The following is a 23,235-nucleotide window of genomic DNA, read 5'->3' as shown; positions in this document are numbered from 1 at the left end:
GCCCGCGCCGCGTCCGCCGACCATGCCGCAAACCGGATGGAAGGAGCCGCTGGTGACCGCCGCACCACTGCCCACTGGTACGGAACTCCTCGCCCGCTTGGACCGGCTGCCCGTCGGCAAACCGCATCGAAGGCTGATGCTGCAGGGCGGGCTCGGCTACCTCTTCGAGTCCTACGACGCCGTGCTGCTCGGATACGCGGCTTCGGCCGTGGTCGCCCTCTGGTCGGTCGAGTCCGGGTTGGCCGGATGGCTGCTGGCCTCGGTGTTCATCGGCTACCTGATCGGCGCCCTGGTCGCGGGAGCGCTCGCCGATCGCATCGGACGCCGCCGGGTGCTGATGTACGCGCTCCTGGTCTACGTCGCGTTCACGCTCGTCGCGGCGACCGCGTCCAGCCCGGCGGAGCTGATGCTCTGGCGGGTGCTCAGCGGGATCGGGGTCGGCGCCGAGGCCACCATGATCGTGCCCTACATCTCGGAGTTCCTGCCCACCTCGAACCGGGGCCGAAACATCGGAAACACGATGATGTTCCTCGGTTTCGGCTACGTCCTGGCCGGGCTGACCGCGGTCGCGGTGATCAGCCCGAACCCGGAACCGGGGTGGCGCATCGCGTGCGTCATCTGCGTCGCGCCCATCCTGCTGCTGCTCTGGTGGCGCCGGGACCTGCTGGAATCGCCGCGCTTCCTGATCAGCCAGGGGCGCATCGCCGAAGCCGCTGCGATCGTCGAGCGCTTCGAACGCGAAACCGCGGTCAAGGGCGAGCTGCCGCCGGTGCCGCCGGTCGCCGAGCCGACCGGGGAACCCGCGCCGCGGCGGAACCTGTGGCGGCAGTTCGCCGCGCTGTGGGGACCGGGGCTGGCCGTGCGCACCGGCGTCGTGTGCGTGGTGTGGTTCGCGATCCAGGCGACGCACTACGGCTACGGCACCTGGTTGCCCACGCTCCTGGTGCTCAAGGGCTTCACGATCGCCAAGAGCTTCTCGTTCGCGCTGGCCAGCGCGGTCGCGCAGATCCCCGGCTACTACCTCGCGGCCGCCATCAGCGAACGCATCGATCGCAAGTGGACGATCGTGGTGTTCATGGGCTGCGCCATCGCCTGCGCGGCCGGTCTGGCCACCGCGGACGGCGAAGTGGCGATCTTCTGCTTCATCGTCGCGCTCTCGTTCTTCATGAACGGCGTCGCCGGGCCGCTGTACGCCTACACCTCCGAGATCTACCCGACCGAGTCCAGGGCGACCGGGATGGGGCTGGCCAGCGCGACCGCGCGGGTCGGCGCGATCATGGCGCCCGTGGCGATCGGCTACCTGTACGCCGACCTCGGATTCGCCGGTGTCTTCGCGGTGCTGTGCGGTCTCCTGCTGGTCGGTGCCGTGGTGCTCGCGCTGCTGGGGCTGCGCACGGCGGGGCGCAGCTTGGAGTCGATGCACGCCGGTCCGGTCGCCGCGGAAACCCGCGACGACCAGCCGGCCTGATCGGGCGGTGCCGGGGAGAGCTCCCCGGCACCGCTCACTTCATCGGGTGGTTGGTGGCCAGGTCGGCGTAGAGCTGGGAGCCGCGGAGCAGCGCCAGCTGGAACCGGGCCCAGCCCTTCGGCTCCTCGACCGGGGGCAGCGCCTCGGTGGTGGGGCGTTCCTCGACGGCGGTCGCTTCGGACATCTCTTCCTCCTGATTCGTGGGAGCAGCAGGGGTTTTCGGATCGGGGGAGCGGCGGGTCAGCAGCACGCCGGTGAGCACGACCGCCATGCCGAGCAGGACTCGGAGGCCGATCTCCTCGTCGAGCAGCAGCCAGCCGAGGAGCACCGAGACGATGGGCATCAGGTAGGTCACCGTCGAGGCGGTGGTGGCGCCTTCGTCGCTGATGATCCGGTAGTTCAGCGCGAACGCGAGGCCGGTGCCGAAGATGCCCAGCACCGCGACCGAACCCATCGCGAGCAGGTCCCACTGCACCGGGCGCAGCCCGTCGATCGGCAGCGAGATGACGCCGTAGCCGGTGGCCGCGGTCAGCTGCATCGCGGCCAGCGCCAGCGGCGGCAACCCGTGCTGGCCGGTCAGGTTCCGCGCGATGTAGACGTAGGAGATGCCGTAGCTGACGGCCGCGCCGAGGCAGGCGAGCACACCCCAGCTGAGCATGCTGGTGCCCTGCCACGGCGCGAAGATCAGCATCACGCCGAGGAATCCCAGCAGCAGCCCGCCGATTCGAGCCGGTGGCGGAGCTTCGCGGCTGACCAGCAGCCCGACCAGTACGGTCCACAGTGGAGTCGTCGCGTTGAGCACCCCGGTCAGCCCGGAATCGACCGTCTGCTCGCCGATTCCGAACAGGACCCACGGCAGAGCGCTGCCGAGCAGCGCGGCGACCGCGATGTGCCGCCACACCGCGCGATCGCGGCTGAGCCGCAATCCGCGCGCCGCGCACAGCGCCAGCAGCACCAGCGCCCCAAGCACGATGCGCGTCAGCGCGATCTGCGTGGGCGCGAGGGCCGCCAGGGCCAGCTTGATCAGCAGGAAGCTGGAGCCCCACAGCAGCGCCAGGGCGCCGAGTCGGAGGTAGTTGGCGGGGTTGTTCATGGTCCTCTCCGGGTTCGCGCAAGACCCCGAGTGCGGGTCGTCGGATTCGCCGGGACGATGGGCGGTATCGCTGGAGCGTTCTTCCGCCTTCTACGTTGCTCCGGTCCCCGCATAAGGACAAGTGAAAAAAAGACACAGAACTTTTTAGATCTGCTGTATCGTCGAGGGCATGTTGGACGTGCGGCGGATGCAGGTGCTGCGAGCGGTGGTCACCAGCGGGTCGGTCAGCGCTGCGGCGACGAACCTCGGATACACCCCGTCGGCGATCAGCCAGCAGCTGTCGACGCTGGAGAGGGAAGCCGGTATCCCGCTGCTGGAGAAGGTCGGCCGCGGGCTCAAGCCGACCCCGGCCGGGATGCTGCTGGCCGACCGGGCCGGGCAGCTCGCCGAGCTGCTCAGCAGCACGGAAGTCGAGCTGGCCGACATCCGCGCCGGGCGCACCGGCCTGCTCCGGGTGCGGTTCTTCCACACCGCCTCGGTGGGGCTGATCCCGGTCGCGGTCGCGAAGTTCCGCGCCGAGCACCCGGAGGTGCAGCTCGACCTGCGGATGCAGGAAGTGGGCCTGGTCGACGACCTGGCCGCAGGCGAGTCGGACGTGGCGGTCGTCGTGGTCGGGCGCGACGTGCCCGAGCGGCGCGGCGTGCGGTTCGTGCACCTCGCCGACGACCCCTACCGGGTGGTGCTGCCGAAGAACCACCCGATGGCCGAGCAGGAGTGCATCGACCTGGGCCAGCTGGCCGCCGAGCCCTGGGTGAACAGCGCGTTGGACACCGACGACATCTGCTCCCAGCTGCTCCAGGAGGCCTACGCGAGCGCGGGTTTCAAGCCGAAGGTGGCGCTGGAGACCGACGGGAGCTACTCGGCGCAGGGCTTCGTCGCCGCCGAGCTGGGCGTGGCCCTGGTCCCGCGCCTGGGGCTCGACGTGGTGCACCCCGGCGTGGTCGTCCGGGCGATCCGCCGGCCGGAGCCGGTCCGCCGCCTCTACGCGGCCGTCCGGGAAGCGGTGGCCGACCGCCCGGCCACCAAGTCCCTGCTGGCCACCCTCCACGAATCCGCCAGCTGACCAGCGAAAAGGCGCGATCTCGCGGGGAAATCCCCGGCGAAATCGCGCCTCGCGAACGCGTCAGTTGCGGCTGTCGGTGTTGATCAGCGGCTTGCCGTCCTGGGTGGTGACCATCCCGAGGACGTGCTGCTCGACGATCTTCTTGCCGTCCTTGGTGAACTCCACCGTCACGATCACGTTGGCACCGGACTGCACCGGGTCGCCGATGATCTTCACGTCGTCGATCGTCTTCCAGAAGCCCTCGTACTTGTCCTGGCCCTGCTCCTGGAGCTTCGGACCGAGCAGCTTCCACGCCTGGTCCAGCTTCTTCGGCACCAGCGAGTAGTACCTCTTCACCACCGCGACGATCTCCTTCGACGACGGCTGCTGGGCAGCGGTCGTCGCCGCGGTCGTGGTGGGCGCGGAACTGGTCGTCGTGGCCGACGTGGTGGGCGCAGTGGACGTCTGCTGCACCTGGGTGGTCGGCGTGGGCGGGGTGGACGGTGCTGGCTCGCCCTGCGGTTGCGAGTCGTCGCCGAAGGCGTTCGCGGCGAGCACGCCCACGAGCACGGCGACCACGATCGCCACGATCCACAGCGCGGCCTGCTTGTAGTTGCGCCGCGGCGAGGGCTCGGCGGCCGCCATCGCGGCGCCACCGACCATCGTCGGCGGGTTCGCCGCAGGCGGCGGACCCATCCGAGTACCCCCCGGCGGGGTCTGCTGCGGGGCTCCGCCGGGACGCTGCCACCCCGCGCTCGGCGCGGCGTTCGGCACCGGACGGCCGTCGAGCACCGCCTGCAGCAGGTCGCGGGCCTGGGCCATGGTCGGCCGGTCCACCGGGTCCGGCCGCAGCATCTGCATCAGCACCGGCGTCATCGGCCCGGCCTGCCGCGGCGGGTCGAAGTGCCCGCGCGCGACCCGGTGCAGCAGGCTGATCGCGTTCTCGTCGGTGCCGAACGGCGGACCGCCCTCGATCGCCGCGTACAGCGTCGAACCGAGCGAGAACACGTCCGAGGCCGGGGCCGGATCGCGGCCCAGCGCCACCTCGGGGGCCAAGTAGGCGGGAGTGCCCGCCAGGATGCCGCTCTTGGTCACCGCGACGTCCCCGATCGCCCGGGAGATGCCGAAGTCGGTGATCTTGGCGATGTCGTTGTCGCCGAGCAGGATGTTGCCCGGCTTCAGGTCGCGGTGCACGATGCCCGCGATGTGCGCGGCGGCCAGCGCACCGGACACCTGCGCGCCGATCCGCGCCACCTGCAACGGCGGCAGGACGCCCTGCTCGTCGATGACCGACGCCAGGCTCTTCGAGGGCAGGTACTCCATGACCAGCACCGGCTGGCCCTCGTCCTCCGCGACGTCGAACACGACGATCGCGTTCTGGTGCTGCAAGCGGGCAGCGATGCGGCCCTCGCGCATCGACCGCTGACGGGCTTCTTCGGTTTCCTCGGGGGTGTAGCCGGGCTGCAGCAACAGCTGCTTCACCGCGACCGTGCGGTGCAGGCGCTCATCGACGGCTTGCCACACCACTCCCATGGCGCCGCTGCCGATCTGCTGCTGCAAGCGGTACCGGCCTGCGATCAAACGACCTTCGGCGCTCACCGGTTCTCCTGGTCCTGGCTCTGCTGCCTGAACTACCTCTTCGACAATCGACTGACCGGACCCCCGTGGTCAGCTTTCACCCAACGGAGTGCAACGTTACTGGGCACCGGACGTACCGGTACACACCGGGGCGATGAACGACACCGGCCGGAGTGCTCACCTCGTGGTGAGCGCCCCGGCCGGTGTTCGCGACTCGATTACTCCGCCGTCCCGGTGCTCGAGGCCTCCGAGGTGGGCTGGTCGGTTTCCGACGTGGGCTGTTCCTCCGACGTCGGCTGTTCCTTGCTCGTCGTCGGCTGCTCAGCGCTGGTGGTCGGCCGACGCGTGGTGGTCGGCGTTTCCTTCTGGCTGGTGCGCGTGGCCTGCGTGGTGGGCGGCGCTTCCTCGCTGGTCGTCTCCGGCGGCGGGGGCGGCGGCGCGGCCTCGCTCGTCGGCTGCACGTTGACCACCGGATCCTGCTTGTCGTTGTTGCCCCACAGCGCGGACGTGACCAGCACCGCGATCACCGCGACGGCAACGAGCGCGATGCCCGAGATCACCACCGGGCGCTTGCTCTTGCGCGGCTTCTCGTAGATCGCGTCGTCACCGCGGGTGTCGGCACCCATGTACGAGGTGGCGTCCTCGTACGGCCGCTCCGAGTACGGGTCGTCCTCGCCGTAGTAGGCGACCGCCGTCCCGTCCTGGCCCTGGCCGACGACGCTGGTCGCCTGGTCGGGACCGGGCTCCGGCGCCAGCGCGGGCGGGATCGGCGCGGCCATGGTCGGGATCGAGCTCGCCGATCCGCCGTCGGCCACGGCCTGCAGCATCTCCCGGATCTGCGCCATGTCCGGCCGGTCCTCGACCCGGTTGGCCATCATCGCCAGCAGCGGGTGGGTCATCGGCCCGGCCTGCTGCGGCGGCTCCACCCGGCCCGCGGCCACCGCGTGCAGCAGCGCGAGGGTGTTCTCGTTCAGCCCGAACGGCGGGTGGCCCTCGATCGCGGCGTACAGCGTGGCGCCGAGCGAGAAGACGTCCGAGGCGGGCGTCGGCTCCTGGCCCATCGCCACGTCCGGCGACAGGTAGGCCGGCGTGCCCGCGAGCATCCCGGTCTTGGTGACCTGCACGTCGCCCTGCGCCCGCGAGATGCCGAAGTCGGTGATCTTCACGTCGCCGTTGTCGCCGAGCAGGATGTTGCCCGGCTTGATGTCGCGGTGCACCACCCCGGCCGCGTGCGCGGCGCCCAGCGCCGAAGCGACCTGCGCGCCGATCCGCGCCACCTCCCGCGGCGGCAGCGGCCCGTGATCGGACATCATCGCCGCGAGGCTGGTGGAGGGCAGGTACTCCATGACCAGGACCGGCTGACCCTCGTCCTCAGCCACGTCGTAGACCGAGATGGCGTTCGGGTGCTGGAGTCGGGCCGCGATGCGGCCTTCCCGCATAGCCCGCTGCCGCGCTTCCTCGGCCTCACCCGGATCCAATCCGGGCTGCAGGAGCAACTGCTTGACCGCGACAGTGCGGTGCAGGCGTTCGTCCACACACTCCCACACCACGCCCATCGCGCCACTGCCGATGCGTCGCTGCACTCGGTAGCGTCCGGCGACCAGGCGACCTTCGTCGCTCACCGACGTCTCCCCGTACTGCTATCGATGCTCAGCAGGATTCGCGAAGATCCGGGACAATGAGTCCCGGAACGCAACCCCCACCGGACATCGGGCGGATTTGGCGGACCGGCTCCGGTCCTCCCACATGTACACGTTCTCAGCGCGGACCGGGTTGGCCGCATGGGCCGACGACCGAACCGCGCTACGGGAGCCTAGCCGACGCCGTATCGGCGTAGGTCCGAACTGGAAAAGATCTGCGCAACCTTTCTCGACGGTACGCGCCGGGGTTCCCGGAGTCGGTCGATGGGGGTGCTCGTCACAGCTGTTTGCGCAGGTGATGTTGCTCTTGACGGGCCCGGCGAAGCACCCGTTCCGAGGCTCGAACCGGTTGCTCCAGATGGTGATATCCGCGTTGCCCGGTTCGCCCAGTCCTGCGCTGCGGGATCTCGGCGGCTCCCGGTCGTTGCCGCATTGTTGTCTGAGCACCTGCTGCCGCAACCGTCCGCGTTCGCGGAAGCGGCGTCGGCCAACAGGCGGTGAGCGGCGAGGTGGCTCAGCGGGAAGCGGAGTGCTTGGCGCCGAGCAGTTCGACGCCGTCGATCTTCGGCGCGGAGTCCGACTCGACGGTCAACCGCTGGTGCAGCACCACCCGGTCGCCGTCCCGGTACCGCACCTCCACGTCCGCCCGCACCGCGCCGTCCGGCTCGCTCCACGGCTCGGCCTGCACCGACTCGGCGTCCCGCCACGCCCGCGACAGCGAGGTCTGCTGCCCGGCGACCAGGTCCGGGGAGATCATCGACAGCGCGCCGGTCGTGTCGTGCGGCAGGTGCTGGTAGAAGTCGCGGACCACGGTGAGCGCGGACACGGCGCTGCCCGCCGCCGGGTTGGCGGTCATCAGCTGCGGCGCCTCCGGCTGCTCGGGGGCGTCGCCGTCGGGTTCGGCATCGGCGAAGCCGCCGTTCGCGGCGAACGGCCAGCGCGCGTCCCGAACCAGGTCCGGCCGCAGCGCGAGCCCGCCCTCGATCGGAGCGGCGGAGGCGGTCGGGCGGGGTGCGTCGGCGGGCTTCGAGACGATCGTGGCGGTGGAGAGGGTCGCGCCCAGCAACAGCAGCACGCCCAGCGTTCCGAAGGCGATCCGACCGGTCAGCGGCTGGGTGCCCGCGGTGTCGTCGTCCTGCATGAGCGCGCCGGCGAGGCGTTCGTGGTCGAGGGTGAAGGGAGTGCGGCGGATCAGCTCGGCGACGCTGATCGAATCCGAGGTCTGATCGCGCCGTCGGCCGGGCGAAGGAGTCTCCACGGCGTGAACACGTACCCCGGCGCGCCCGCGAACCGGAAGGGATTTCGCCGAGTTCACCGGAAGAGGCGGGCGGGTCCTCCCGAATGGAGCAGTGCCGGGCACCATCCGTGACCGGTCAACCCAGCCGCTCGTCGGAGTTGATCATCGGGTTGTCGCCCCGCGCGTAGCGCAGCTCGCGCCGCTGGGTCTGCACCGAACCGTCCGACTCGGTCACCCGCAGCGTGTGCACCGTGCTGGTGGGGGTGACGTAGACGTTGGTGACCTCGATGGACTTCGCGCCGGAGTACCTCGCGGCGAAGGCCTCGTAGCCCTCGTCCTTCAGCCGTCCCGTGGTCAGCGCGTAGGCCCCGCGCAGGTCACCGCGGCTGATCGCGGCGTAGTAGTCGTCGCTGCGCCGCTTCATCCCCTCCGTGTCGGTGAACGAGAGCAGCTTCGGCATCTCGCTGGTGCTGGGACGCGTGGTCGTCGTCGGCGGGGCCGGGCTGGGCGATCCGGTGCCCTCACCGGGCACGCCGGGAGTCGGAGTCGTGCCGGGAGTCGGAGTCGTGCCGAGAGCGGGCGGAGCGCTTCCCGCGCTGGGCGGCAACGCGGGCAGCACCGAACCGGTCGGGCGCACCGCCTCCGGCCTGGTCGGATCACCGGTGAGGAAGAAGCGGTCCCGGTCGCCGTCGGGCATCAGCGGCGGGTAGTCCCGGCCGCGGGGCATGCTCGGCAGGTCGAGGGCGTCGATCGTCGTCGTGTTCCCGGCCAGCATCGAGGTGACCATCACCAACCCGCCCAGCGCCGCGGCCGACGAGGCGATCGCGAACCACGCCGCCTGCCGCCAGCTGCGCGGCGGGGTGACCGACGCGGGCACCATGCCCAGGTCGAACTTGTGCAGCCCGCCGACCGGCGCGGTGTCCACCAGCGGATCGAGCGCGTGCGAGGTCGCAGCTCGGGGGGCCGGTGTCCAGCCGGCCGCCGGGTCGGTCCTGCGGTGCCGACCGCCCGTCGGGGCTTCCGGGGCCGGCGGCGGCCAGTCGAGCTGGCCGCTCCAGCCGAGGGTTCTGCCGCTGTGCATCGGAGGTCTCGACTTCCTGCGACTCGCGGGGAGTCACGACGTGTCGACTACGTGGAATGCCTCGGCCAACCGGCCGGTCATGCCGTGCCGCTCGGCCGTGCGGGTCAGGTGCCGCCGGATCCGGTCCGGCAGGTCGGTGAGGTGCGCGGTCTGCGAGCGGTGCGCGGCGAGCGCGGCCAGCTTGGCGTTGAACTGATCGGTGATGTCGACGGCGCGGTTGATCCGCTCTTCGGGGGATTCCGACATCCACAGCTCGCCGACGGTCCACGGTTCGAACCCGGCCTCGAGCAGCTCGGGGAACGCGAAGGCGTTGCGCGCATCGGGGTAGACGGCGGCCAGCACGGCTTCACCGACCGCGCGGTGGTCCGGGTGCGACACCGCCAGGTGCGCCCAGTTGATCTCAGGCGAGTGCGTGATCACGCGGTCCGGGCGGACGTCGCGGATCACCTTCGCGATGTCCCGGCGCAGGCGGAGGTCCGCGACGACCTGCCCGTCCTGGTAGCCGAGGAAGCGCACGTCGGTGACCCCGACGGCGGCTGCTGCGGCGCGCTGTTCGTTCTGCCGCAGGCGCGGGACGTCCTCGCGCGGCGTGCTGTCGAAACCGCCCGCGTCACCCGAGGTGCAGATGCAGTAGGTGACGTCCGCGCCCGCGGCGACCCAGGAGGCGACGGTGCCTGCGGAGCCGAAGTCGACGTCGTCGGGGTGTGCGGTGACCACGAGCGCGCGCTGGAACCTGCCCGACGAGGTGGTCATGGCCACAGGCTACGGCGAAGCCGGGAAAACTCCAGAGCGGGGTCGAACGTGTGCGCTGAGTGATAGCTGTGGGTCGTTCAGCGGTCGGATCTACTCCGAACGACCCAGCAGCGCGTCGTCGATCAGTACTGGCCGTTGCGGAATCGGCTCTGCGTGCTCTGCAGCGCCTTGAGCGAACCGAGCCCGCCGCCCGCGCCGAGGATCATCGCGAAGACGTCCGCTCCGCCGTCGCCACCCGCGGCGATCAGGAACGCCAGCAGCGTCACGCCCAGGCCGACCCCGGCGATCGGGAGCCGCTTCTTGGCGAAGTCGACGGCGGGCTGACCACCGGCCCGCTTCTTCGCGGCCGAGCTCAGCATCGCGAGGTACCCCGCGTGTCCGGCGGCGGCGAGCACCGCGGCGAGTGTCACGAGAAAGGCCACAAGACCAACCATGACCACAGTCTGCCTTGTCCCCGCCCTGCCCGGTATGGGTGATATCCCTGAATCTCCTCCGGGGCTCGCCCGAGCGGCCCAGCGCCGGCGCCCGGTCGGCTCCGCGGTGGCGCGGGTCGCCGTGGTGATCTGGGGTATCCGCTGATCGGAAGCGCCGGAATTGGTTGGCCTCAGCCTCTGGATTGAGATCCGGGTCACGCTTAGGTTCTGAAGGCTATGAGTGATCGCTCGACCGGATCGGATCGAACCGGCACCGAGCCCGCCACGGGTCTGGCGGGCAAACGAGCTCTGGTCACCGGCGCGGCCAGCGGGATCGGCGCGGCGGTGGCACGACGGTTGGCCGACGCCGGGGCGGAGGTCGTCGCCGTCGATCGGGCCGCGGCCAAGGTCGAGGCGCTGGCGGCCGAGATCGGCGCCGAGGCGCTGGTGATCGACCTCGACGACCTGGACGCCGCCGCGGACCTGGGCAAGCGGGCCGACATCGTGGTCAACAACGCGGGGATGCAGCACGTGGCGCCGATCCACGAGTTCCCGACCGACGTCTTCAGCAGCATGCTGCGGGTGATGGTGGAGTCCCCGTTCCGGATCGTGCGCGCCGCGCTGCCGGGCATGTACGGCAAGGGCTGGGGGCGGATCATCAACATCTCCTCCGTGCACGGATCGCGCGCCTCGCCGTACAAGAGCGCGTACGTGACCGTGAAGCACGCGATCGAAGGGCTGTCCAAAGCCGTCGCGCTGGAAGGCGCGCCCTACGGCGTGACCTCGAACTGCCTGAGCCCCGGATTCGTCCGCACCCCGCTGGTGGAGCGCCAGGTCGCCGAGCAGGCCCGCCTGCACCGCGTCCCCGAAACCCAGGTGGTGGAGGACGTCCTGCTGGCGCGCACCCCGGTGAAGCGCCTGGTCGAACCCGACGAGGTGGCCGCCCTCGCCATCTGGCTCTGCGGACCGGGCACGGCGTCGGTCAACGGGGCCACGTTCCCGATCGACGGCGGCTGGACCGCGAACTGAGGCAACTGGATCCCGGCTCGGCAGAGAGGACAGCGCATGACCACCGAGTCAGTCCCGGCGAGATCGTCCACCGCCCGCGTGGTGGTGGCGAGCCTGGTCGGCACCACCGTGGAGTGGTACGACTTCTTCCTCTACGGCTCGGCCGCCGCCCTGGTGTTCAACAAGCTCTTCTTCCCGGCGCACGACCCGCTCGTGGGCACCATGCTGGCGTTCATCACCTACGCGGTCGGATTCGTCGCGCGGCCGCTCGGCGGGCTGGTCTTCGGCCACTACGGCGACCGGCTCGGCCGCAAGAAGCTGCTGGTCCTGAGCCTGATCATGATGGGCGGCGCGACCTTCCTGATCGGTCTGCTGCCCACCTACCAAGCGGTCGGGGTGGCGGCTCCGCTGCTGCTGACCGCGCTGCGCCTGGTGCAGGGCTTCGCGATCGGCGGCGAGTGGGGCGGGGCGGTGCTGATCGTCTCCGAGCACGGGTCCGCCGAGAAGCGCGGCTTCTGGGCGTCCTGGCCGCAGGCGGGCGTGCCGCTGGGCAACCTGCTGGGCACCGCGGTGCTGGCGGTGCTGGCCGCGGTGCAGAGCGACGAGGCGTTCCTGGCCTGGGGCTGGCGGGTCGCGTTCCTGCTGTCCGGGGTGCTGGTGCTGATCGGCCTGTGGGTGCGGCTGGCGGTCGCCGAGTCGCCGCTGTTCCTGGAAGCGGCGAGCAAGGCGGCCGAGCAGGGCGAAGAGCAGAAGCCGCCGATCCTGGAGGTGCTCCGCCGGTACCGCAGCGAGGTCCTCACGGCGATGGGCGCGCGGTTCGCCGAGAACGTCGTCTACTACGTGCTGACCTCGTTCGTGCTCACCTACGTCGCGACGTTCCTGGAGCTGCCGCGCTCGGTGGCGCTGAACGCGTCGCTGATCGCCGCGGTCGTGCACTTCATCAGCATCCCGCTGTGGGGTGCGCTCTCCGACCGGGTCGGGCGGCGGCCCGTGTACCTGGTGGGCGCGATCGGCACCGGGGTCTGGGCGTTCTTCTTCTTCACCATGCTGGACACGAAGTCGTTCTTCGCGATCACCGTCGCCACCACCATCGGCCTGGTGTTCCACGGTGCGATGTACGGCCCGCAGGCCGCGTACTTCGCGGAGCTCTTCGGCACCCGCGTGCGGTACTCGGGAGCGTCGATCGGCTACCAGCTGGCCTCGATCGTGGCGGGCTCGCTGGCCCCGATCATCGCGACCGCGCTGCTCGCGGCCTTCGGCTCGGCGGTGCCGATCTCGATCTACGTGGCGCTGTGCTCGGTGGTCACGATCGTGGCGGTGGTGCGGTCCCCGGAGACCCGCGAGCGGGACCTGGCCGCCGACCACGGCATCTGAGGTTCCCGGAGCGGACGCGCGTTCCGCCGGGGGTCGCCCTCGGTTGTGGCGCGTCCGCCGCTCGGCGAGTGCGGCTCTGGAGCGAACGGACCGTTTGTCCCGTTGTGCGGGGCGAGCGGTCCGTTCGCTGCAGAACAGCCGTCAGGTGCTGCGCGGTCAGTGACCCAGGCGTCCTCGGCCCAGGCGGAGCAGGATCATCGCGAGCTCGCGGCCCTCGGGGCCGAGTTCGCGGTAGCGGGCGAGCACGTCCATCTCGCGGTTGTAGACGATGCGCGGGCCGCCAGCGGCCATCCGGGCCTGGCCGACCTGGCGGGAGACCTCGGCGCGGCGCTTGATCAGGCGCAGGATCTCGGCGTCCAAGTGGTCGATCTCGTCGCGGAAGTTGTCGATCGCCGCTGCGGCCTGCTCGGGCGAGGTCTGCTCGGCCTGCGGCTGGTCACCGTCCACTGTGGCGTTCATCGGGCGTTGTCCTCCGGCTCCGGCCCCGCCCCCGGCCCAGGAACGCGAAACGCCCCGGGTCCGAGGGACTCCAGGGCGTTCGTAGTGGTTTTCGAGCTCACGCAACTACGGGCGCCGGAGTCCCGGGCCCGTAGTAAAACTCGTAAGTCTGCGCTCGCACGGACTCAGTGTGCCACAACTCGCCTGCGCACAGCCATGTGGTGAGCCACTCATCCCACTGGGTGAACACATCGGTCTTTCGATCACCAGTTCGAGTTATTCGGGTGGAAGTCCGCGCTGCCCGGCCGGGATCTTGGTCCCCATGGAGATCAGAACGCGTTCCGCCCAGCGCAGCTTTCCACCGGTTCCGGCACCCGCCGCGAGGCGTGACGACGGACGCTGCGGATCACGAAGAGGCCCGCGGCGACGGCCGCCACGGTGGTCAGCGCGATCATCGTCCACCCGTACCCGACCGCGCGGGCTGCTTCGCCGAAGGCCACCGCCACGGCGGTCTGCACGCCTGCCCAGAGCATCGCCGCGATCGCGACGAGCCCGAGGAACCGGCGGTACGGCATCCGCAAGGTGCCCACCACGGCCGGGATGACCGCGTGCACCACGGCGACGAAGCGCATCGTGATCAGCGCCCGTCCGCCGCTGTCCTGCACGACCTGCTCGGCGGTCCGCCACCGCTCGGCGCCGATCTTCCGCCCCGCCCAGGTGTTGCGGAGGCCGGGGCCGAGCAGGCGGCCCAGCCAGTAGCCGCCGCTCGAGCCGATCAGGTTGCCCAGCACCGCGGCGGCGAACAGGGCCGGCGCCCAGCCGGCGCCGAGGACGGCGACGGTCAGCAGCAGGGTCGCCTCGCCGGGGATCAGCACGCCGATGAAGAGGGAGGTTTCCAACGCGAGGAGGACGAGTGCGGCCAGCACGCACAGCCACGGGTCCAGCGTCGCGGCCCAGGCGATGAACTCCCGGATCGCGACGTCGATCTGGTTGATCAGGTCCATGCAGGGCTCATTCCGCAGCGAGTTCGGGCGGGGACGGAACCACCGTCCCGTTCGGTGCCGTGCTGCGGATCGGGGAAGTTCCCTGAGCCGGCCCGGGGTCCGGCGTCCGGGCTCGGAACTTCACGGGGCCGGCCTGCGGCCGGTGCCGGGCCGGCCGGTTTCCGGAGCAGGCGCACGCGGCAGCACGTTCTGCGGTGGGGGTGAGTGGTCGAGTGGCCATTGTTGATCTTCATGTCCGTTGTGCGCAAATCGGGACCCGGTCGTGGGGGCCCGGCCGTTCGGGGACACCGCGGTGCGAACGGTCGGTCCTGCGCCGCGCCGGGCGGGCTGGGTACCGCGGGAGGATGCCGTACCACGGGATTCGGGTTTTGTCCGGGGCGGCCGGTAACGTGGATGGACGATGAGCACCCCACTTGACCTCCAGTGGAACAACGACCCGTTCGCGTCCGCCGAACCCGATCGCGCCGAGCCGCGCGGAACGGATCCGGAGGCCCTGCTCGCAGGTCTGAACCCGCAGCAGCGCGAAGCGGTGGTGCACACCGGGTCGCCGCTGCTGATCGTGGCCGGCGCCGGGTCGGGCAAGACGAGGGTGCTGACCAACCGCATCGCCTACCTGCTCGCGGGCGGGGCGCACCCGGGCCAGATCATGGCGATCACCTTCACCAACAAGGCCGCGGCCGAGATGAAGGAGCGCGTCGCCGAGCTGGTCGGGCGCCGGGCCAATGCGATGTGGGTGTCGACGTTCCACTCGATGTGCGTCCGGGTGCTGCGCCGGGAGGCCAAGGTCCTGGGGATGTCGTCGAACTTCTCGATCTACGACGCCGACGACTCGCGACGGCTGATCACCATGATCGCCCGGGAGCAGGACCTCGACTCCAAGCGCTACCCGGCGCGCTCGCTCGCGGTGCACATCTCGAACCTGAAGAACGAGCTGCTGAGCCCGGAGGCCGCCGCGGAGCAGGCGGGCAACGACATGGAGCGCAAGGTCGCCCAGGTCTACGCCGCCTACCAGCGCCGGCTCGTCGAGTCCAACTCGATGGACTTCGACGACCTGATCATGCGCACGGTGGAGCTGCTGCAGAACCACCCGGCGGTCGCCGAGCACTACCGGCGGCGGTTCCGGCACGTGCTGGTGGACGAGTACCAGGACACCAACCACGCGCAGTACGTGCTGGTCCGCGAGCTGGTGGGCACCGAGGTGTCGGAGGGCGGCGTCGAACCGGCCGAGCTGTGCGTGGTGGGTGACGCCGACCAGTCGATCTACGCCTTCCGCGGCGCGACGATTCGCAACATCGAGGAGTTCGAGCGCGACTACCCGTCGGCCCGGTCGATCCTGCTGGAGCAGAACTACCGCTCCACGCAGACGATCCTGTCCGCGGCCAACGCGGTGATCCGGCGCAACCCGAACCGCCGCGACAAGCGGCTGTGGAGCGACGCGGGCGACGGCGAACCGATCGTCGGTTACGTCGCGGACAACGAGCACGACGAGGCGGCGTTCGTCGCCGGGGAGATCGACCGGCTGGTCGACGCGGGCGACGCGACGTTCAACGACATCGCGGTGTTCTACCGGACGAACAACCAGTCGCGCGTGTTCGAGGAGGTGTTCATCCGGCTCGGCCTGCCCTACCGGGTCGTCGGCGGGGTGCGCTTCTACGAGCGCCGCGAGGTCCGGGACGCGCTGGCTTACCTGCGGGTGCTGGACAACCCGGACGACACGGTGAGCCTGCGCCGCATCCTCAACGTGCCCAAGCGCGGCATCGGCGACCGGGCGGAGGCCGTGGTCGCGGTGCACGCGGAGCAGGAGCGGATCTCGTTCGGCCAGGCCCTGCGCGATGCGGCGGCCGGTCGGGTCGCGCTGCTGAACACCAGGGCGCGCAACGCGATCTCGGGGTTCGTGGCGCTGCTCGACGAGCTGCACCAGGTGGCGGCGGAGTCCGACGTCGCGGAAACCCTGGAGCAGGTGCTGGAGCGCACCGCGTACCGCGCCGAGCTGGAGGCCAGCGACGACCCGCAGGACGCCACGCGGGTGGAGAACCTGACCGAGCTCATCACGGTGGCCCGCGAGTTCACCGAAGCGCGTGCGGGCGCCCCCGCTGCCGAGACCGAGGGCGAGGGCGATCCGTCGGCGGAGGCCGTGGTCGGCGCTGCGGTCCCGGCCGCCGAGGACGACGAGGAAGCCGCGCTGGGTCTACCGGCGGACGATTCGCTGTCGGCGTTCCTGGAGCGGGTGTCGCTGGTGGCGGACGCGGACTCGCTGCCCGAGTCGGGCGACGGGGTGGTCACCCTGATGACCCTGCACACCGCGAAGGGCCTGGAGTTCCCGGTGGTGTTCAGCTCCGGCTGGGAGGACGGCGTGTTCCCGCACATGCGGGCCCTGGGCGAACCGGCCGAGCTGGCCGAGGAGCGGCGCCTGGCCTACGTGGGCATCACCCGGGCCCGCCAGCGGCTGTACCTGTCCCGCGCGCTGATGCGCTCGGCGTGGGGCCAGCCGATGACCAACCCGGCGTCCCGGTTCCTCACCGAGATCCCGGAAGAGCTGATGCACTGGCGCCGGATCGAACCGGAGCGCGCCGCTCCGCAGGTCCGCAGCACCTGGGGCAGCCGCGGCGGAGGCTTCGACCGCACCGGTTCCGACTCGGCCCAGGCCCGCCTGTCGGCGGGCGGCATGCGCAGCACCTCTATGAAGGGCTGGAAGGACACCGTCGCCCTCAAGCTGGAGGCCGGTGACCGGGTCACTCACGACAAGTACGGCCTCGGCACGGTGGTCTCCACCGAGGGCGAAGGCCCGAGGGCGACGGCGACCATCGACTTCGGCAGCGCCGGGAAGGTCCGCCTCATGCTGATCGGCAGCGTTCCGCTCACCAAGCTCTGACCGGCACCCCGGATCGTCCGAACTGGACGGTCCGGGGCTGATCCGCCAAGTGCTGGAAGCTTTTTCGCCGGATTGGCCGCGTCAGCGCCCTGTGCTGCGGTCGTGGCGATCGACGAAGTAGTTGGCCTGCAGCCGCAGGCTCTCGGCGTCGTCGTGTTCGGCCATCTTCCGGACCCTCCGCCCGACGTGCTCCCAGTCCAGGTACAGCGCGGACAGCAGGGCGGCGCGCCGGACGGTCGGGTCGTTGGCGTCGAATCCCTCTAGAACGGCCCGGATTCCGTCCTCGCGCGGTTCGCTCGGCAGTCCCACGGCGAGCCGGGTCAGAGCCCGGGCGCGTTCTTCCGCCGTCCTGGCCGCCCGGACGTCCGACAGCAGCTCGTCGTCACCGACCGTCGTGAAGAACTCCCCGGCCAGCCAGGTGAACTGCTGGACGTCCGCCCGGTCGTCGCCCGTCACCTGCACGTAGCGGACGTCGGCCTTCGCGTGCTCGACGTGGTGGAAGAAGAGCCCGCTGCGGATGATCCAGACGTGCTCCGACCCGTGCGGTGTGTCGTTCTCGCGGCCTTGCTCGAATCCAGCGCCTCGGGCGAAGGAGACGACCTCATCGGCCGGGGACGCGTCCGAGAGGAGGAGGCGATCGCCTCGAACGAGAGCAGCTGCCTCCACGGGCATCGCGTCCTTTCGCCGGGGCGCGCCATCGCGCTCGCGCAGTGGTGACCTCCGCCGATCTTGCCCGAAATGTGCGCCCAGGTCGCACTTTTCCGCCGAAAGCACTGCCAGCGCCGCCGCGAAACGCAGAAGTGGCACCGGCGCGTCGGTCTTGGACCGCGAGCCGGTGCCACTTCGAGGAAGTCAGCTGGAGAGCTTCAGCCTCATGCGGGCGAGATGCCCCGGGCCTGCATCCAGGGCAGCGGGTTGATCTTCTTGCCGCTGGCGTTCCACACCTCGAAGTGCAGGTGCGGGCCGGTGGAGAAACCGCGGTTGCCCATGGTGGCGATTTGGTCGCCTGCCTTGACCTTCTGGCCCTCGCTCGCCGTGATGGTGTTGACGTGGCCGTAGACGGTGATCGTCCCGTCCTCGTGCTGCACCCGCACCCAGAGGCCGAAGCCGCTCGCCGGGCCCGCCTCGATGATCGTGCCGTCCGCGACGGAATAGATCGGGGTGCCCTTGGAGTTGGCGATGTCGATGCCGTAGTGCGTGGTGCCCCAGCGTCCACCGAAACCGGAGGTGAAGGTGCCGGCCGCGGGAACCACGAACTTGGGGGCCCGGGCGGCTTCCTCGGCGGCGAGGCGGGCCGCCTCGCGCTCCTGGGTGATCCGCTCGCTCTTGTTGAGCTTCTCGACCTCGTCGCTGGTGTCAGTGACGTTGGCGATCGGGAGCACGGCCGGAGCGGGAGCGCTGCCGCCAACACCGGTGTGCGGGGTGTCCTCCGCCATCGCCGTGTTGAAGGAGGCCGAGGCGTCCGAGGCGTTGAAGTCGTCGTGCCCGTCCGGGGAGGCGTGCCCTTCGCCTGCGGCGAGAGATTGCCCGGCAGCTGCGAAAGCGCCGGCGGCAACGGCGGCGACGACCACGCGGCCACGCCAGACGGATGCGGTTGATGGGCCCCGGTTGCGGCCCGGATTACTGGAGGGGTCGTCGGGGGACGCCTCCGGGTGATCCGTGACCTGCGCTTCGCCGCCGGGGGAGCGGTGCTGAGCCAATGCCTGCCCTTCCGTCTCGGGGAGTCCGATCACGCATCCCGGGTCGGGGTTTCCGGGTGCCGGTCGGGGAACCGGCCAAAGGTTGTCCTTCGTGATCAGACCGTGACAACGGACCGGGGGACAGTAACCAAGCTGATCCCCTAGGGGCAAATCCCCGTACGTGACGCGTCGGGCACCGTCCGTGTTCGAAACGGCTGGGCCAGACGTGGTTGTCGGGGCTTTCCGGATACTGGTAACGACCGTCGCGCAACGGAGCTGCCAGCGAGTTCTCGATCAGCGGCCGGTTGCACGATCGGGGCACGACTTGTTCCTGGGTGGCTCGATTCAGTCACCCTGTCGTGATGATTCGTGACATAAGTCACACCGCAAGAGCGGCTTGATGGGCACCGCCAATGCTCCGTTCGGGCGGTCTCCTCCGGGATGCCCCGGAGGAGACGAGTCGGTGCCGGTGCCCGGCCCCGGGGTTGCTAGCGTCGGCGCGGTGACTGCGCGGCCTGACCTCCCGTCCGGCGGTTCTTCGGCTTCGGCCGCGAATCCGCAGCTCGTGACCTCTCAACTGCGCGCCGCGATAGCGGTGTCCGTCGTCGGCGCAGTGCTCGTCGGCCTAGGCCCCCTGGTCGGCCTCGTCGCGCCCAGCGCATCCGCCGCCTTCCTGGCGTGGCCGCTGCTGCTGGTCCTCGCGCTGCTCCCCGCCGGAATCGCTGCTACCTCCGTCCGCTTCGGACGACCGGCCATCGCGGCAGCGGTGCTGGTCGGGCCGGCGGTTCTGGCGCCGGGGCGGCTGGTCCTCGACGCGCAGTTCGTCGCAGACCCGGGCCTGGCTGCCCGTCCTGAGCTGCTCAAGCTGCACACCCTCCAGCTCTTCTCCCCGTCGATCGGCGTCTGGTTGTTGCTGGCCGGGCACTTCGCGGCGATCGTGGCCGGGGTTCTGGCCGTGCGCGGTGTCGGGCCCAGCGACGAGCGGCCCGGGGCCAACCGCCAAGGCCTGCTCGCACTGGTCCTGTGCGTCAGCGTGCTCGCGGCGGTCGGCGTCCTGATGGCGCCGTTCGCCTCCGACGACCCCTACCTGCTGCCGAAGCCCGCGCTCGACGCGCCGCTGATCGTGCTGGTCGGCAGCGTGCTGCTCGCCGTCGGCGTGCCCAGCGCGGCCGGTTACCTGGCCGGATCCGTCGACCAGGACTTCGCGCGCGGCGGGCTGCTCGGCCTGGCCGCAGCGCTGGCAGGCGTGGTCGTCCCGCCGCTGATCGCCGCCGCGATGCTGGTGGAGATCAGCTACTCGTGGGGTCCCGTGCTCGGGCTGATCGCTGTGTTCGCCCTGGTGGCGCTGGCCCTGCCCGCCGGGCGCACCCGATCCGGCGAAGTGGACGAAGACCTGCACCTGCCCGCGCTGAACAGGCTGCTCGTCTCGTCGGCGGTGCTGGCGCTGATCGCCGGTGCGCTGACCGCGCTGGCCGCGATCGCACCGCAGGTGGAGATGCCCTACGGCCTGCGCGACCCGTCGTCGTACCCGGCGCGGATGCTGTGGCCTGCGGGAATCGTGCTGATCCTGGTCGGCGTCGGCCTGCTGCTGCCGCGCCTCGCGCTTCGGGTGCGCCCACTGCTGCCCGTGGTCTGGGTGCTGGTCCCGCTGGCGGCGACGGGTGTGCTGGATGCGGTGTTCACCGCGGTGCAGGCCGCTGCTGCGGAGGCCCGGATCGGCGCGTGGGCAGCGGGCGTGGCGGTGCTGTTCGCCGCTGCGGCCGCGATCGTCGCAGCCGTTGCGGGCGCGGTGGAGCGCGACGAAGTGGACCTGACCGAGATCGCGATGCGCCGACCGGTGCTGATCCCCGCCCTGATCTCGCTGGTGCTGGGCGCTGCCGCATTCGCCCTGCCCGTGGTGACCGCGCCCGACTACACGGCGCCCGGCGTGTTCACCGAGTTCGGCACGGCCTCGTGGGGACTGCTGATCGCACTCGCCGCAGTCGTGGCCGCAGCGGTCCTCGCGCCGATGTGCCGTCCGTCGCAAGCCGCCGCACTGCTCTGCGGGGCTGCAGTGGTCGTCGGTGTCCGGGTGCTCGAGTACCCGCTGACCGCGGAGCGCCTGCCTGACTCGGCGCCGGGCACCGGTCTGTGGTTCGGAATCGCCGCGGTGCTGGCGCTGCTCGCCTCCGCAGCGGCGGCCAGCCGGACCAAGGCGGCCTGACGCGTCACCCGAACCGACGTCTTGCCCAACTCGAATGCTTGATCGAGAATCTGAGCCGCACCGGTCCCGGTCGAGCTGTTCCGTTCGTCACCACGAACGTCCACATCCGACCCGTCGAACAGGCGAATCGCCGCCTGGAACGGGTCGACCAGGCGTGATGGCGCGCCTCGGGTGAGGCAGTTCACCGGACTCGACGCCCCATGCTTCGTCGCAGGTCGATATCGTCACCCAGTCCGACACCGACGTCGCAGGAGAGTCGAGTGGACCTGTACGAGTACCAGGCGAAGGAGCTCTTCGCCTCCCACGGAGTGCCGACGCTGCCCGGCGCCGTGGTGACTGAACCCCAAGGGGCCAAGGCAGCCGCTGCAGAACTGGGCGGGCCCGTCGTAATCAAGGCTCAGGTGAAGACCGGGGGTCGCGGCAAGGCCGGTGGCGTGAAGCTGGCCGAGACGCCGGACGAGGCCGAGACCAAGGCCGAGGGCATCCTCGGGCTGGACATCAAGGGCCACGTCACCCGCAAGGTGCTGGTCACCACCGCCTCCGACATCGCCGACGAGTACTACTTCTCGTTCCTCCTCGACCGCGCCAACCGCAACTTCCTCGCGATGGCCTCCGTCGAGGGCGGCATGGAGATCGAAGAGGTCGCCGCCACCAAGCCCGAGGCGCTGGCGAAGATCGCCATCGACCCGATCCAGGGCGTGGACAAGGCGAAGGCGGAGGAGATCGTCGCCGCCGCCAAGTTCCCGGCCGAGGTCGCCGACCAGGTCGCGGACGTCATCGTTCAGCTGTGGGACACCTTCGTCGCCGAGGACGCCACCCTCGTCGAGGTCAACCCGCTGGTCAAGGACCCGCAGGGCAAGATCATCGCGCTGGACGGCAAGGTGACCCTGGACGAGAACGCCGCGTTCCGCCAGGAGAAGCAGGCCGAGCTGGTCGACAAGGACGCCGAGAACCCGCTCGAGGCCAAGGCCAAGGCCAAGGGCCTCAACTACGTCAAGCTGGACGGCGAGGTCGGCATCATCGGCAACGGCGCCGGCCTGGTCATGTCCACGCTGGACGTCGTCGCCTACGCCGGGGAGAACCACAACGGCGTCAAGCCGGCGAACTTCCTGGACATCGGCGGCGGCGCGTCCGCCGAGGTCATGGCGGCCGGTCTGGACGTCATCCTCGGCGACCCGGCCGTGAAGTCGGTGTTCGTCAACGTCTTCGGCGGCATCACCGCCTGTGACGCGGTCGCCAACGGCATCGTGCAGGCGCTGCAGATCCTGGGCGACGAGGCCACCAAGCCGCTGGTCGTCCGCCTCGACGGCAACAACGTCGAAGAGGGCCGCCGCATCCTGGCCGAGGCCAACCACCCGGTCGTCACCGTGGTGGACACCATGGACGGTGCGGCCGACAAGGCCGCCGAGCTGGCTGCGGGGGCATGAGACGTGGCTATCTTCCTCAACGAGAACAGCAAGGTCATCGTTCAGGGCATCACCGGCTCTGAGGGGACCAAGCACACCGCTCGGATGCTGCGCTCCGGCACCAACATCGTCGGCGGCGTCAACGCCCGCAAGGCCGGGCAGACCGTCGAGATCGAGGGCAAGCAGCTCACCGTCTTCGGCTCCGTCAAGGAAGCCATGGAGGAGACCGGCGCTGACGTGTCGGTCGTCTTCGTGCCGCCGAAGTTCGCCAAGGACGCGGTGATCGAGGCGATCGACGCCGAGATCGGCCTGGCCGTGGTCATCACCGAGGGCATCCCGGTGCACGACTCGGCCTACTTCTGGGCGCACGCGAACGCCACCGGCAACAAGACCCGGATCATCGGGCCGAACTGCCCCGGCATCATCTCGCCCGGCAAGTCCAACGCCGGCATCATCCCGGCCGACATCACCGGCGCCGGCAAGATCGGCCTGGTGTCCAAGTCGGGCACGCTGACCTACCAGATGATGCACGAGCTGCGGGACATCGGTTTCTCCAGCTGCGTCGGCATCGGTGGTGACCCGATCATCGGCACCACCCACATCGACGCGCTCCAGGCGTTCCAGGACGACCCGGAGACCGAGGCCATCGTCATGATCGGTGAGATCGGTGGCGACGCCGAGGAGCGGGCGGCCGACTACATCAAGGCCAACATCACCAAGCCGGTGGTGGGCTACGTGGCCGGCTTCACCGCGCCCGAGGGCAAGACCATGGGTCACGCGGGCGCCATCGTCTCCGGTTCGTCCGGCACCGCCGCGGCGAAGAAGGAGGCCCTGGAGGCCGCTGGCGTCAAGGTCGGCAAGACGCCGAGCGAGACCGCCAAGCTGATGCGCGAGATCATCAAGGGCGGCCCGTTCCGCGTCGGTGAAGTGCGCGGCTGGGTCTCCC

Annotated in this window: 19 protein-coding genes; 8 read left to right on the top strand and 11 right to left on the bottom strand. The window is 70.5% G+C overall.

Translation table 11 applies throughout. The features are described 5' to 3' along the window. The first annotated feature begins 52 nt into the window (after positions 1–52). The gene (locus ABTZ89_RS07895; RefSeq protein ID WP_351041570.1) at positions 53–1,468 is read left to right on the top strand and encodes an MFS transporter; all 1,416 of its coding nucleotides are present in this window, start codon (positions 53–55) and stop codon (positions 1,466–1,468) included. Positions 1,469–1,502: 34 nt separating this feature from the next. Here ABTZ89_RS07895 and ABTZ89_RS07890 read toward each other — a convergent pair whose 3' ends face one another. Next, positions 1,503–2,561 (bottom strand): DMT family transporter, encoded by a 1,059-nt coding sequence (locus tag ABTZ89_RS07890; protein ID WP_270953273.1) that lies wholly within the window; start codon positions 2,559–2,561, stop codon positions 1,503–1,505. A 169-nt stretch (positions 2,562–2,730) separates the two neighbouring features. Here ABTZ89_RS07890 and ABTZ89_RS07885 point away from each other — a divergent pair, with 169 nt between their 5' ends. Next, positions 2,731–3,624 (top strand): LysR family transcriptional regulator, encoded by an 894-nt coding sequence (locus tag ABTZ89_RS07885; RefSeq protein WP_351041566.1) that lies wholly within the window; start codon positions 2,731–2,733, stop codon positions 3,622–3,624. 60 nt (positions 3,625–3,684) lie between these two features. Here ABTZ89_RS07885 and ABTZ89_RS07880 read toward each other — a convergent pair whose 3' ends face one another. From ABTZ89_RS07880 to ABTZ89_RS07855, 6 genes are all read right to left on the bottom strand, one after another. Further along, entirely contained in the window at positions 3,685–5,202 is a 1,518-nt protein-coding gene (locus ABTZ89_RS07880) for a serine/threonine-protein kinase (protein WP_351041563.1), read from the bottom strand. A gap of 197 nt (positions 5,203–5,399) precedes the next feature. Beyond that, positions 5,400–6,803, bottom strand: a complete 1,404-nt coding sequence (locus tag ABTZ89_RS07875) for a serine/threonine-protein kinase (RefSeq protein WP_351041560.1) — start codon at positions 6,801–6,803, stop codon at positions 5,400–5,402. A gap of 532 nt (positions 6,804–7,335) precedes the next feature. Beyond that, positions 7,336–8,079 carry a hypothetical protein gene (locus ABTZ89_RS07870; RefSeq protein WP_351041557.1) on the bottom strand — a complete coding sequence of 248 codons (744 nt, stop codon included), beginning with the start codon at positions 8,077–8,079 and terminating at the stop codon, positions 7,336–7,338. 115 nt (positions 8,080–8,194) lie between these two features. Continuing rightward, positions 8,195–9,139, bottom strand: a complete 945-nt coding sequence (locus ABTZ89_RS07865) for a hypothetical protein (protein WP_351041554.1) — start codon at positions 9,137–9,139, stop codon at positions 8,195–8,197. 33 nt (positions 9,140–9,172) lie between these two features. Next, a complete protein-coding gene (locus tag ABTZ89_RS07860; RefSeq protein ID WP_270953266.1) occupies positions 9,173–9,892 on the bottom strand; it encodes a PIG-L deacetylase family protein in 720 nt (239 codons plus the stop codon). 122 nt (positions 9,893–10,014) lie between these two features. Continuing rightward, the gene (locus ABTZ89_RS07855) at positions 10,015–10,326 is read right to left on the bottom strand and encodes a hypothetical protein (protein WP_351041551.1); all 312 of its coding nucleotides are present in this window, start codon (positions 10,324–10,326) and stop codon (positions 10,015–10,017) included. A 216-nt stretch (positions 10,327–10,542) separates the two neighbouring features. On the opposite strand from ABTZ89_RS07855, the gene ABTZ89_RS07850 reads away from it, so the two are divergent. Next, positions 10,543–11,334 (top strand): 3-hydroxybutyrate dehydrogenase, encoded by a 792-nt coding sequence (locus ABTZ89_RS07850; protein ID WP_270953264.1) that lies wholly within the window; start codon positions 10,543–10,545, stop codon positions 11,332–11,334. A gap of 36 nt (positions 11,335–11,370) precedes the next feature. Beyond that, a complete protein-coding gene (locus tag ABTZ89_RS07845; protein WP_270953263.1) occupies positions 11,371–12,687 on the top strand; it encodes an MFS transporter in 1,317 nt (438 codons plus the stop codon). A gap of 156 nt (positions 12,688–12,843) precedes the next feature. Here ABTZ89_RS07845 and ABTZ89_RS07840 read toward each other — a convergent pair whose 3' ends face one another. Then, on the bottom strand, positions 12,844–13,146 hold the full coding sequence (locus tag ABTZ89_RS07840; RefSeq protein WP_270953262.1) for a chorismate mutase: 303 nt from the start codon (positions 13,144–13,146) through the stop codon (positions 12,844–12,846). Positions 13,147–13,454: 308 nt separating this feature from the next. Continuing rightward, a complete protein-coding gene (locus tag ABTZ89_RS07835) occupies positions 13,455–14,129 on the bottom strand; it encodes a DedA family protein (RefSeq protein WP_270953261.1) in 675 nt (224 codons plus the stop codon). Positions 14,130–14,529: 400 nt separating this feature from the next. Between ABTZ89_RS07835 and ABTZ89_RS07830 the strand changes: the two genes are divergently transcribed. Further along, positions 14,530–17,001, top strand: a complete 2,472-nt coding sequence (locus ABTZ89_RS07830) for a UvrD-helicase domain-containing protein (protein WP_270953260.1) — start codon at positions 14,530–14,532, stop codon at positions 16,999–17,001. A gap of 81 nt (positions 17,002–17,082) precedes the next feature. Here the strand turns inward: ABTZ89_RS07830 and ABTZ89_RS07825 are convergent, their stop codons facing one another. Together ABTZ89_RS07825 and ABTZ89_RS07820 are read right to left on the bottom strand one after the other, a co-directional pair. Beyond that, positions 17,083–17,673: a hypothetical protein gene (locus tag ABTZ89_RS07825; RefSeq protein WP_351041545.1), complete on the bottom strand. Its 591-nt coding sequence runs from the start codon at positions 17,671–17,673 to the stop codon at positions 17,083–17,085. Positions 17,674–17,873: 200 nt separating this feature from the next. Further along, a complete protein-coding gene (locus tag ABTZ89_RS07820) occupies positions 17,874–18,572 on the bottom strand; it encodes a M23 family metallopeptidase (protein ID WP_351041542.1) in 699 nt (232 codons plus the stop codon). A 610-nt stretch (positions 18,573–19,182) separates the two neighbouring features. Here ABTZ89_RS07820 and ABTZ89_RS07815 point away from each other — a divergent pair. The 3 genes from ABTZ89_RS07815 to sucD all read left to right on the top strand — a co-directional run. Beyond that, on the top strand, positions 19,183–20,883 hold the full coding sequence (locus ABTZ89_RS07815; protein WP_351041539.1) for a hypothetical protein: 1,701 nt from the start codon (positions 19,183–19,185) through the stop codon (positions 20,881–20,883). 260 nt (positions 20,884–21,143) lie between these two features. Further along, positions 21,144–22,310, top strand: a complete 1,167-nt coding sequence (sucC, locus tag ABTZ89_RS07810; RefSeq protein ID WP_270954611.1) for an ADP-forming succinate--CoA ligase subunit beta — start codon at positions 21,144–21,146, stop codon at positions 22,308–22,310. Between the two features lie 3 nt (positions 22,311–22,313). Further along, a partial coding sequence (sucD, locus tag ABTZ89_RS07805; protein ID WP_351041535.1) for a succinate--CoA ligase subunit alpha occupies positions 22,314–23,235 on the top strand: 922 nt, incomplete at its 3' end.

This window comes from Saccharopolyspora sp. NPDC002686, from assembly GCF_040295745.1.
GTDB classification, from domain to species: domain Bacteria; phylum Actinomycetota; class Actinomycetes; order Mycobacteriales; family Pseudonocardiaceae; genus Saccharopolyspora; species Saccharopolyspora oryzae.
This window is presented reverse-complemented; position numbering and strand designations above follow the sequence as displayed.

Bases quoted from the DNA above. Each gene is read 5' to 3' on its own strand.
- ABTZ89_RS07825 (WP_351041545.1), bottom strand. From the start codon at position 17,673: ATGCCCGTGGAGGCAGCTGCTCTCGTTCGAGGCGATCGCCTCCTCCTC.
- ABTZ89_RS07860 (WP_270953266.1), bottom strand. From the start codon at position 9,892: ATGACCACCTCGTCGGGCAGGTTCCAGCGCGCGCTCGTGGTCACCGCA.
- ABTZ89_RS07845 (WP_270953263.1), top strand. From the start codon at position 11,371: ATGACCACCGAGTCAGTCCCGGCGAGATCGTCCACCGCCCGCGTGGTG.
- ABTZ89_RS07865 (WP_351041554.1), bottom strand. From the start codon at position 9,139: ATGCACAGCGGCAGAACCCTCGGCTGGAGCGGCCAGCTCGACTGGCCG.
- ABTZ89_RS07850 (WP_270953264.1), top strand. From the start codon at position 10,543: ATGAGTGATCGCTCGACCGGATCGGATCGAACCGGCACCGAGCCCGCC.
- ABTZ89_RS07830 (WP_270953260.1), top strand. From the start codon at position 14,530: ATGAGCACCCCACTTGACCTCCAGTGGAACAACGACCCGTTCGCGTCC.
- ABTZ89_RS07840 (WP_270953262.1), bottom strand. From the start codon at position 13,146: ATGAACGCCACAGTGGACGGTGACCAGCCGCAGGCCGAGCAGACCTCG.
- ABTZ89_RS07890 (WP_270953273.1), bottom strand. From the start codon at position 2,561: ATGAACAACCCCGCCAACTACCTCCGACTCGGCGCCCTGGCGCTGCTG.
- ABTZ89_RS07885 (WP_351041566.1), top strand. From the start codon at position 2,731: ATGTTGGACGTGCGGCGGATGCAGGTGCTGCGAGCGGTGGTCACCAGC.
- ABTZ89_RS07835 (WP_270953261.1), bottom strand. From the start codon at position 14,129: ATGGACCTGATCAACCAGATCGACGTCGCGATCCGGGAGTTCATCGCC.
- ABTZ89_RS07855 (WP_351041551.1), bottom strand. From the start codon at position 10,326: ATGGTTGGTCTTGTGGCCTTTCTCGTGACACTCGCCGCGGTGCTCGCC.